This window comes from Palleronia rufa (assembly GCF_000743715.1).
In the GTDB taxonomy this organism is placed as follows: Bacteria; Pseudomonadota; Alphaproteobacteria; order Rhodobacterales; family Rhodobacteraceae; genus Palleronia; species Palleronia rufa.
The window spans coordinates 43,079-52,415 of sequence record NZ_JQEY01000020.1 but is presented as its reverse complement, the minus strand read 5'-3'; the positions used below and the strand labels follow the sequence as shown (position 1 = coordinate 52,415).

Annotated in this window: 10 protein-coding genes; 2 read left to right on the top strand and 8 right to left on the bottom strand. The window is 67.9% G+C overall.

From position 1 onward, the window contains the following. Positions 1 to 8: 8 nt before the first annotated feature. From KW83_RS21270 to nrdR, 3 genes are all read right to left on the bottom strand, one after another. Complete coding sequence (locus KW83_RS21270; RefSeq protein ID WP_200879708.1) at positions 9 to 455, bottom strand: transposase; 447 nt, start codon at positions 453 to 455, stop codon at positions 9 to 11. 264 nt (positions 456 to 719) lie between these two features. After that, positions 720 to 1,808: a bifunctional diaminohydroxyphosphoribosylaminopyrimidine deaminase/5-amino-6-(5-phosphoribosylamino)uracil reductase RibD gene (gene ribD, locus KW83_RS17280; RefSeq protein WP_036181440.1), complete on the bottom strand. Its 1,089-nt coding sequence runs from the start codon at positions 1,806 to 1,808 to the stop codon at positions 720 to 722. Continuing rightward, positions 1,805 to 2,272 (bottom strand): transcriptional regulator NrdR, encoded by a 468-nt coding sequence (gene nrdR, locus KW83_RS17275; RefSeq protein WP_036181438.1) that lies wholly within the window; start codon positions 2,270 to 2,272, stop codon positions 1,805 to 1,807. The genes ribD and nrdR overlap by 4 nt, the downstream gene beginning before the upstream one ends. A gap of 173 nt (positions 2,273 to 2,445) precedes the next feature. Between nrdR and KW83_RS17270 the strand changes: the two genes are divergently transcribed. Beyond that, the gene (locus KW83_RS17270; RefSeq protein WP_036181436.1) at positions 2,446 to 3,117 is read left to right on the top strand and encodes an SDR family oxidoreductase; all 672 of its coding nucleotides are present in this window, start codon (positions 2,446 to 2,448) and stop codon (positions 3,115 to 3,117) included. Between the two features lie 17 nt (positions 3,118 to 3,134). Here KW83_RS17270 and KW83_RS17265 read toward each other — a convergent pair whose 3' ends face one another. Together KW83_RS17265 and KW83_RS17260 are read right to left on the bottom strand one after the other, a co-directional pair. Continuing rightward, positions 3,135 to 3,545, bottom strand: a complete 411-nt coding sequence (locus KW83_RS17265) for a secondary thiamine-phosphate synthase enzyme YjbQ (protein ID WP_036181434.1) — start codon at positions 3,543 to 3,545, stop codon at positions 3,135 to 3,137. Next, positions 3,542 to 3,901, bottom strand: coding sequence for a hypothetical protein (locus tag KW83_RS17260; RefSeq protein WP_036181432.1), 360 nt, complete (start codon positions 3,899 to 3,901; stop codon positions 3,542 to 3,544). Before KW83_RS17260 ends, KW83_RS17265 begins: the two co-directional genes overlap by 4 nt. Positions 3,902 to 4,014: 113 nt before the next feature. On the opposite strand from KW83_RS17260, the gene KW83_RS17255 reads away from it, so the two are divergent. Beyond that, positions 4,015 to 4,584, top strand: a complete 570-nt coding sequence (locus KW83_RS17255; RefSeq protein WP_051928624.1) for a DedA family protein — start codon at positions 4,015 to 4,017, stop codon at positions 4,582 to 4,584. A 48-nt stretch (positions 4,585 to 4,632) separates the two neighbouring features. On the opposite strand, the gene rpoD is transcribed toward KW83_RS17255, so the two are convergent. The 3 genes from rpoD to KW83_RS17240 form a co-directional block, all read right to left on the bottom strand. After that, positions 4,633 to 6,636 (bottom strand): RNA polymerase sigma factor RpoD, encoded by a 2,004-nt coding sequence (gene rpoD, locus KW83_RS17250; RefSeq protein ID WP_036181430.1) that lies wholly within the window; start codon positions 6,634 to 6,636, stop codon positions 4,633 to 4,635. 147 nt (positions 6,637 to 6,783) lie between these two features. Further along, positions 6,784 to 8,709 (bottom strand): DNA primase, encoded by a 1,926-nt coding sequence (gene dnaG / locus KW83_RS17245; protein WP_036181428.1) that lies wholly within the window; start codon positions 8,707 to 8,709, stop codon positions 6,784 to 6,786. A 46-nt stretch (positions 8,710 to 8,755) separates the two neighbouring features. Then, positions 8,756 to 9,181: a hypothetical protein gene (locus KW83_RS17240; RefSeq protein ID WP_036181426.1), complete on the bottom strand. Its 426-nt coding sequence runs from the start codon at positions 9,179 to 9,181 to the stop codon at positions 8,756 to 8,758. Between the last annotated feature and the right edge of the window lie 156 nt (positions 9,182 to 9,337).

Genomic DNA, 9,337 nt, shown 5'->3' with positions numbered 1-9,337 from the left:
TGAATACATCAATTGCTTCTACATGCCGCGGCGCCGCCACTCAGCACTGGGCTGGAAAAGCCCCGTCGCATTCGAAAGAAAAGTGGCTTAAACGAGCACTTGGGGCGGCACGAAATCGCGACAGGTCCAGTTCTGCTCCTCGGCGAGTTGGGTCTTTTTTTGAACGAGTAGCCCGTGCGGCGCACGAAGGCCCAGACGGTGCGGTAGTCGACCTTGAGCCCGCGCTCGGCCAGTTCCACCACCAGTCCGCGCAGTGTGAACGGCTCCGTTATCCGCTCCAGAAGCCACGCCTCATGCCCGCCTGCAATCTTGCGTGGCGGGTGGCCGCCTGTCCCTGCCGGAGCGCAACTCCCGGTCGCACGCAAACGCTGCGACCACTTCACAACACTGGACGGAGCCACATCCAGGGCCGCTGCGACCTGACGCACGCTCTCGCCCCCCAACAGCCGCGCCATTGCCCTCTCTCGAAGGTCCATTGAAAGTGCTCTACCCACTACTCGCCCTCCATCTTGTGGTCGGCAACAGTGAATCACCAAAATGCAGGCCTGTGAATCCTCTATCGATTCAGGCTGATTTCATCCCGCTCTAGGGTCGATCGGCACGACAGACGGGGCCTCCGGATGCGCTGCGGCGTGGCGGTCGCTGCCTTCGGTGGATCGAGCGCGGAGCACGTCCGTGCGCGCGTCCCGGACGCACGAGCGGACCGGGCCCGAACCGGGCTAGCGCCTTGTCCAGCGGCTCAGCACGTCGCCGCCAAGGCTCCGGCTCTCGTCCAGCCGGAACCGCGGCGCGTCGGCCAGCGCGTGGATGCCGAGCGCGCCAAGCGCCGGCTGCCCCTCCGCCCCCAGCGCCACCCCGGCGGAGAAACCCATCAGCCGGTCCACCAGCCCGGCCTGCAGCAGCGACGCGCCGAGCGATCCGCCGCCTTCGCAGAACACCCGCGTGATGCCGCGCGCGCCCAGCGCCGCCAGCATCGCCGCGGGATCCAGCTGGCCGCGCGTCACCGGGACGTCCAGGCAGGTGGCCCCGAGCGCGGTCCAGCGGGCGATCCGGTCGGCGGGCGCCTCCTTGCCGTGGACAAGCCACAGGGGCGCGTCCCGGGCGGAGCCCGCCAGCGTTCCCGCAGACGGCAGATCGAGTTTGCGCGACACCACGATCCGCACCGGCTGGCGCACGGCTCCCAGACCGCGCACCGTCAGCCGGGGGTCATCGGTCCGCGCCGTTCCGCCGCCCACCAGCACCGCATCGTGCTCCAGCCGCAGGGCATGGACCGACCGCCGCGCGTCAGGCCCGGTGATCCAGCGGCTCTCTCCGCTGGCCGTGGCAATGCGCCCGTCGAGCGAGGTGGCAAGCTTCAGCGTCAGAAGCGGGCGTCCCTGGGTGACACGCATGAAGAACCCGGCCTGATCGTGGCGCGCCTCTGCCGCGCGCAGTCCGGTGACGACCTGCGCACCGCCCTGGCGCAGGATCGCGTGCCCGCGGCTCGACACGCGGGGGTCGGGATCCTCCAGCGCGGTCACGACGCGCGCGACTCCCGCGGCCAGCAGAGCCTCGGCGCAGGGCGGGGTGCGGCCGTGGTGGGCGCAGGGCTCCAGCGTGACATAGGCCGTCGCTCCGCGCGCCCGCGATCCGGCCTGCGCCAGGGCCACCGTCTCTGCGTGGGGGCGACCGCCGGCCTGCGTCCAGCCGCGTCCCGCGACCCGGCCGCCCGCCACGATCACGCAGCCCACCGCCGGGTTCGGCCAGACCGATCCCAATCCGCGTCGCCCCAGGGCCAGCGCATGGCCCATATGGGCCCGGTCGCTCATTCCTCCGGCTTGGCCAGGGGTCTGAGCTCGCTCACGAATTTGTCGAAATCATCCGCGGCCTGGAAGTTCTTGTAAACGCTGGCAAACCGCACATAGGCCACGGTGTCGATCCGGGCCAGGCTTTCCATGACGATCTCACCGATCACCTTCGACGGAATGTCCGTCTCTCCCATGCTTTCCAGCCGGCGGACGATGCCGGAAATCATCTGATCCACGCGCTCCGGCTCCACGGGCCGCTTCTGCATCGAGATCCGCACGGACCGCTCCAGCTTGTCGCGGTCGAACTCCTCGCGCCGCCCGTTCGACTTCACCACGACAAGGTCGCGCAGCTGCACGCGCTCATAGGTAGTGAACCGTCCGCCGCAGGCCGGACAGAGCCGGCGCCGCCGGATCGCCACGTGATCCTCTGCCGGACGCGAGTCCTTTACCTGGGTGTCGACATTTCCGCAGAACGGACAGCGCATGGCCTCTTCCTATGCTCTCGATCGCCTCGGGTCTGGGGCGACCATAGCCATACCCCCCAAGGATGGACAGTCCGAATGCCGCGGACCCAAGATAAGGGGCGGGCGCGGAGACACCTGAACCGATGCGCGCCAGCGACGTTGGAGGCGGACATCCACCAGCGAAGGAACAGCACATGGCCAGGACCCTTTTCATCACCGGCGCAAGCACCGGCATCGGCGCCGCCACGGCCCGCGCGGCAAGCCGGGCCGGATGGTCCGTCGCTCTGGTGGCGCGGTCGCGTGACAAGCTTGAGGCGCTGGCCGGTGAGATCGGCGATTCGGCGCTGGCCCTGCCCTGCGACGTCACCGATCTCTCCGCGCTGGAGAAGGCGGTCGCGGCCGCCGTGGACCGGTTCAGCGGCATCGACGCGGTCTTCGCCAACGCGGGCCGCGGGCTGAGCAAGGCCGGCACGGTAGAGGGCGACGCGGAGGATATCTCGGCTCTCGTCGACCTCAACATCAAGGGGGTCGTCTGGACGGCCCGCGCCACCCTGCCCGAATTGAAGAAGACTAGGGGAACGCTGGTCATGACCGGCTCTGCCGCGGGCCGGCGGCACATCTCCGGCTCTATCTACGGGGCGACGAAATGGTTCGTCCACGGCTATGCCGGCAACATGGCCGAGGCCATGCGCGAATGGGGCGGGCGGTGTTCGGTGATCGCGCCGGGCATGGTCGATACGCCGTTCTTCGATGAGGGCAAGCCCGACAAGCTGAAGCCAGAGGACGTGGCCGATGCGGTCCTGCACGCGATCGAGGCCGACCCCCGCGCGGCGGTGCGCGAGATCTACCTGATGCCCCAGAACTGACGCGCGAAGGTGGAGGATCAGCTGAGGACAGCGACGATCCGGCGGGTCTGCGGGGCGTCGCGATGCTCCCACAAGTAGATCCCCTGCCAGGTCCCCAGCAGCAGCCGACCGTCGACCGCCGGGATCGACAATGAGACCGGCAGGTGGGCGGCCTTGATATGGGCGGGCATGTCGTCCGGGCCTTCGGAGCGGTGGCGCAGATAGGCCATGTCGGCCGTATCGGCGCGGGGGACCAGCCGATCGATCCACGCCAGCAAATCGCGGCGTACGTCCGGATCGGCGTTTTCCTGAATGACCAGCGAACAGGAGGTGTGGCGCACGAACAGCGTCACCACGCCGCTGGCGTCGGGCAGCCAGCCCGCCACGCGGTCGGTGATCTCTGTCAGGCCGGGACCGTCGGTGCGGACCTCGAACTCCGTCCGCGTCACCGGGACCTCTCACAGAAGCGGCGCGCGTAGGCGGCCGTCAGACCGCGCCCGCCCTGGAGCCGGAGAAGCCCGGTCGGCTGGGCGCGGCTCTCGTCCAGGCCGAAGCGGATCCCCTCACCGCCCTTCCGCCGCGGCGCGTCATAGCGGAAGATGCGCGTCGCCGTGGGCAGGTTCAGACCGCGGATCGCGTAATCCCCCGCCGCGCACCAGAAGTCGGGGGCGCCGGAGGGACCGGTCCAGGCCACGTCGAACGCGTCGGATCCGTCCGCGCGGACCACCAGACCGTTCTGTGCCAGGAAGGCGGAGGCGGGCGTGGCCAGAGCGGCGCAGACGGCCGCGGTGAGAAGGTGTCTCATGTCAGGGCTCCTTGCATCGGCGCTGAACCGAAAGGTGTCGCGCGCGGCCGCCGCTGTCCACTCACGATTGCCCGACCGTTCCCGCCGGACGTCAACCTCTATAGAGAGGGGCAATGGATATCGACGCGCTTCTGAATCGCTACGGGCTGGCCTTCGTCTTCGTGGGCTGCTTTGTGGAGGGCGACACCGTCGCGCTGACCGCCGGCGTGTTGGAACACAAGGGCCTTCTGCCCTTCTGGCCGACGGTTCTGGCGGCGGCGGCGGGAGGCTGGGTCTGGGACATTTCCATATTCGCGCTGGGTCGGGGGTTCCGCGCCCATCCTCGCGTCGCCCGCGCCATGTCCCATCCGCGCGCCCGTGCCCTGACCGGCCGGCTGCTGCGCTGGCCGATCCTGCTGGCGGCGGTGTTCCGCTTCATCCCCGCGACGCGGACGGTGGCGCCTCTTGCGCTGGCGACGGGCAGCACATTGCCGTTCGCGGTCTACGCACCGGTCACGCTGCTGTCCGCCCTGGTCTGGGCGCTGACTCTGGTCAGCATCGGGCACGACCTGGGGCAATACATAGAGCGCGCGTGGGGCGGCATTCGAGACATCCGGCTGATGCTCCTGATCCCGGGGCTGAGCATCGCCGGCATCGCGATCTGGACCGGGCTTCGGCTGCGGCGCCGCAGCAAGCGCGCATAGCCGCGCGATCCGTCGCACGCGGCCAGGGACAGTGTGTACCGAACCGGTCTACTGGTCCAGGAAACTGCGCAGCTTGCGGCTGCGGCTGGGATGTTTCAGCTTGCGCAGCGCCTTCGCCTCGATCTGACGGATCCGCTCGCGGGTGACGCTGAACTGCTGGCCGACCTCTTCAAGGGTGTGGTCGGTATTCATGCCGATGCCGAAGCGCATCCTGAGCACGCGCTCCTCGCGCGGGGTGAGGGAGGCCAGAACCCGCGTCGTCGTTTCCTTGAGGTTCTCCTGAATGGCCGAGTCCAGCGGCAGGACAGCGTTCTTGTCCTCGATGAAATCGCCGAGCTGGCTGTCCTCCTCGTCGCCGATGGGCGTCTCCAGGCTGATCGGTTCCTTGGCGATCTTCATCACCTTGCGGACCTTCTCCAGCGGCATCTGAAGCTTTTCGGCCATCTCCTCGGGCGTCGGTTCGCGGCCGATCTCGTGCAGCATCTGCCGGCCCGTGCGCACCAGCTTGTTGATCGTCTCGATCATGTGGACGGGGATACGGATCGTGCGCGCCTGATCGGCGATCGACCGGGTGATCGCCTGCCGGATCCACCAGGTCGCGTAGGTCGAGAACTTGTAGCCGCGGCGGTATTCGAACTTGTCCACCGCCTTCATCAGGCCGATGTTGCCTTCCTGAATGAGATCAAGGAATTGCAGACCGCGGTTGGTATATTTCTTGGCGATGGAGATGACCAGGCGCAGGTTCGCCTCGACCATTTCCTTCTTGGCCTGCCGGGCTTCCTTTTCGCCTTTCTGGACCTGCTGGACGATGCGCCGGAACTCGGAGATGTCGACGCCGACATACTGGCCGACCTGGGCCATCTCGCCGCGCAGGTCCTCGATCTTGGGGCGCGACTTGTCCAGAAGCATCTGCCAGCCACGGCCGGTCTTCTCCGACACACGGTCGATCCAGTTCGGATCGAGCTCTGCGCCGCGGTATTCCTCGATGAACTCGCGCCGGTTAATGCGGGCCTGATCGGCCAGCTTCACCAGCGCGCTGTCGATCGACATGATCTTGCGGTTGATGCCGTAGAGCTGGTCGATCAGCGCCTCGATGCGGTTGTTGTGCAGGTGCAGTTCCTTGACCAGCACGACGATTTCGCCGCGCAGGGTCTGATACCTGGCTTCGGCCTTGTCGGTGAAAGAGCCGTCCTCGTTCAGCGTGGCGGACATGCGCAGGTCCTGCATCTCCGCAAGCTGGGTGTAGTCGTCGGCGATGGCGCCGAGCATCTCGAGCACGCGGGGCTTCAGCGCGGCTTCCATGGCGGCAAGGGACAGGTTCGCCTGCTCGTCGTCATCCTCATCTTCGTCGGCGGTCTCGATCGGATTGCCGTCGGCATCCAGATCCCGGGTCTCGGCCACCGGCGGCTTGGGCCGGGGCGGGGCCATGTCCTGGGGCGTGGAACCCAGATCCGACACCACAGGCTCCTCTCCCTCATCGGCCATCGAACGCCCGAAGGTCGTCTCCAGGTCGATGACGTCGCGCAGCAGGATGTCCTCGTTCAAGAGTTCGTCGCGCCAGATGGTGATCGCCTGGAAGGTCAGAGGGCTTTCGCACAGCCCCGCGATCATGGTGTTGCGCCCGGCCTCGATCCGCTTGGCGATGGCGATCTCGCCCTCGCGGCTCAGAAGTTCGACCGATCCCATCTCGCGTAGGTACATGCGGACCGGGTCGTCGGTGCGGTCGAGCTTTTCGGTCTCCGAGGACGACACCGCGACCTCGCGGCTGTCTGTCCGCGTCGCGACGTCGGTACTTTTCTTGTCCTCGTCCTCGGCCTCGTCGTCCTCGATAACGTTGATGCCCATCTCGGACAACATCGACATCACGTCCTCGATCTGCTCGGAGCTGACCTGCTCGGGCGGCAGGACCTGGTTCAGCTGATCGTAGGTGATGTAGCCGCGTTCCCTGGCATCGGCGATCATCTTCTTGACGGCGGTCTGGCTCATGTCGAGCATGACCTCCCCGTCCTGATCGTCCTTGGAGCGTTCTTCGCGGTTGTCCTTGGCGGCCATTCGGCTCTCTCCTTCACGCGTCCGAAGCACGCATCCCCTCGCACTTCACACCATTACTTGGCGAATCGTAGCCCGAATCGGTGATTCGCCAATTCATAAACCTGATTCTCTTAGCAAACCCTGCAGCCGTAACCCAGAGCACACGTTTCACCGCCGGTCGTCGTCTGAAACGAACCCGATCTCCCGCAGCAAGGCCGCCAGGGCGTCTCGTTCGTCACGGTCGACACGCAGGCCGTTGGGGGCCTTGTCGAAACGCCTCTTGTCTTCCGTCTGGCCACGCTCCGACCGCTCGACGGCCCGGGCGGCCTGTCCCAGACGCCAGGTTAGGAATTCCGTATCGGCGGCGGCGATGTCCTCCAAGGCTTCGTTGACCTCCCGCCACGCGCCCCGCCGCGCCACCAGCTTGCCCAGCTCTTCGCCAAGGCACTGCGCGGCGGCGTCGATGTCGTCCGACAACAGCGCCGGGATCACGGTCAGGTGGCGCGTCGATCCCAGCTTTTCAAGGGTTGCGGGGCCAAGACGCGCGGCGATCTCGGACCGGCAGCCGTGGCTGTCTGCGGGCTCGATCTCCATCAGGCAGGCCGCGAGCCGGGCGTAGTCGGGGTCAGAGAACTCCACGGTGGACAGCACCGGCTCGACCGTTTCGATCAGCTTGGGAAAGCGGATCAGCAAGGCCAGCACCACCGCCTCGCGCAGCGACTCGCCCTGAACGCCGGACACGAGCTCAGAGCCCCGGGTGGTCGCTGAGGCCTGGGCGGGGGCGGACCTGCCGCGCGGCACCCATGCCTTGCGCGGGTTGAACAGCTGGTAGCTGCGCTCGCGGATCGCGGCGCCGTAATGGCTGCGGATCGACGGGTCCGCGATCCGCCCCAGGGTGTCGCGCAGCGATTTGTCGAGCGCCGCGCGCCGCTCCGGACTGTCCAGCCGCCGGCCTTCGGTCGCCCGCGCCCAGAGCAGGTCCACCATCGGCCGGGCGCCGTCCAGAAGCGCCTGCATCGCCTCCGGGCCGCGGGCCTTCAGCAGATCGTCTGGGTCCATCCCGTCCGGCATCAGGCAGAAACGCAGCGACTGCCCGGCCTCCAGAAGCGGCAGGGCCAGGTCCATCACCCTGAGGGCGGCACGCTGGCCGGCCGCGTCGCCGTCCAGCGCGATGACCGGCTCGGGATGGATCCGCCACATGAGCCGCAGCTGATCCTCGGTGATCGCGGTGCCCAGCGGCGCGACGGTGGCGGAGAACCCGGCCTCCGACAGGGCGATGACATCCATGTAGCCTTCGGCAACGACAAGCTGCGCGTCCCGGGCACCGGCGCGCGCGGGTCCGATGTTGTAGAGTTGCCGCCCCTTGTCGAACAGCGCGGTCTCGGGCGAGTTCAGGTACTTGGCGCTCTCCGCGGGATCCATGGCCCGGGCACCGAAGGCGATGGCCCGGCCGCGCGCGTCGCGGATCGGGAACATGATGCGGTTGCGGAAGATGTCATAGGGGGCGCCGCCCCTGGCGCTGGTCTTGGCCAGGCCGGCCGCCGCGACCAGGTCCGGCGCGACGCCCTTCGCGGCCAGATGGTCCGACAGCCGCCGCCAGTCGTCCGGCGCGAAGCCGATTTCCCACCGCTCCTGCGCCTCTGCGCTGAGGCCGCGCCCGTCGAGATACCCGCGCGCCCCAGACCCCGCCGCGGTCTTGAGCTGCAGGCGGTAGAACTTCACCGCCTCCTCCATCACCTCGGCAAGCCGGGTGCGGCGGTCGGCCTTTTCCTGTCCCCGTGCATCGCGCTCCGGCATCTGCAGGCCGATCTCGTCGGCCAGGATCCGCACCGCCTCCATGAAAGCCACGTTCTCGGTCTTCTGGACGAAGTCGATGGCGTCGCCCTTCTCGTGGCAGCCGAAGCAGTAGTAATAGCCGTCGCGGTCCAGCACGTGGAACGACGCGGTCTTTTCCTGATGGAACGGGCAGGCGGACCACATGTCCCCCTTGCCCTGCTGGGACTTGCGCATGTCCCACGTGACTTTGCGGCCGACCACCTGGGTCAGGCTCACGCGGGTGCGCAGCTCATCGAGAAAACCGGGCGGAAGGCTCATGCCCCTTTATATCGAAACCCGGGCCCGGCCTGTCCAGTGGCCGCGCTCAGCACTCGGTGACTTCGATCGCTGCCAGGGGGGCGCCGTCGGCGGTGACGATGTCGGCGGCCACCCCGTCATAGGTTTTCACGAACCGGGCCGTCGCGGGCTGGGCGCACATCTGTTCGCGGATGGCGCGGGTGGCGACCAGCGCGTAGCCCTCGCGCTGCGATGGCGAGAACTCCGCCGCGTCGCGGTCGTGGCGGAAGCGCATGTCGAGACGCCGGCCTTGCGCGGCGGCGCCCAGGATCGTCAGGTCGCCAGACAACCTCTCGCCCTTGCGGGCATCAAGCGCCTGCGCCACGGCGGCAAGGTCCGGCGGCGATTGGGCGGCCCGGGTTGCGCCGGCACTGTCCACGGCAAGCGTGTCCCGGGTGCCTGAGGCACAGCCGGCCACGGAAAGGACGGCAAGCAAGGACGCGTAGCGGATCATGTCATTCCCTCCGGCATACTGTGCCGCCAAGACTGGGACATCCCCAGGCGGCGCGCAACCGCCATCACGGGTCCGTCGCGGCGTGCGACTTTGTCGCGGAAACGATCCGGGCCGCCGCGGGTTCGGTGTGCAGATGCGGAGAAAGTCCGCTCGCAT

Bases quoted from the DNA above. Each gene is read 5' to 3' on its own strand.
- KW83_RS21270 (WP_200879708.1), bottom strand. From the start codon at position 455: ATGGCGCGGCTGTTGGGGGGCGAGAGCGTGCGTCAGGTCGCAGCGGCC.
- ribD (WP_036181440.1), bottom strand. From the start codon at position 1,808: ATGAGCGACCGGGCCCATATGGGCCATGCGCTGGCCCTGGGGCGACGC.
- nrdR (WP_036181438.1), bottom strand. From the start codon at position 2,272: ATGCGCTGTCCGTTCTGCGGAAATGTCGACACCCAGGTAAAGGACTCG.
- KW83_RS17270 (WP_036181436.1), top strand. From the start codon at position 2,446: ATGGCCAGGACCCTTTTCATCACCGGCGCAAGCACCGGCATCGGCGCC.
- KW83_RS17260 (WP_036181432.1), bottom strand. From the start codon at position 3,901: ATGAGACACCTTCTCACCGCGGCCGTCTGCGCCGCTCTGGCCACGCCC.
- KW83_RS17255 (WP_051928624.1), top strand. From the start codon at position 4,015: ATGGATATCGACGCGCTTCTGAATCGCTACGGGCTGGCCTTCGTCTTC.
- rpoD (WP_036181430.1), bottom strand. From the start codon at position 6,636: ATGGCCGCCAAGGACAACCGCGAAGAACGCTCCAAGGACGATCAGGAC.
- dnaG (WP_036181428.1), bottom strand. From the start codon at position 8,709: ATGAGCCTTCCGCCCGGTTTTCTCGATGAGCTGCGCACCCGCGTGAGC.
- KW83_RS17240 (WP_036181426.1), bottom strand. From the start codon at position 9,181: ATGATCCGCTACGCGTCCTTGCTTGCCGTCCTTTCCGTGGCCGGCTGT.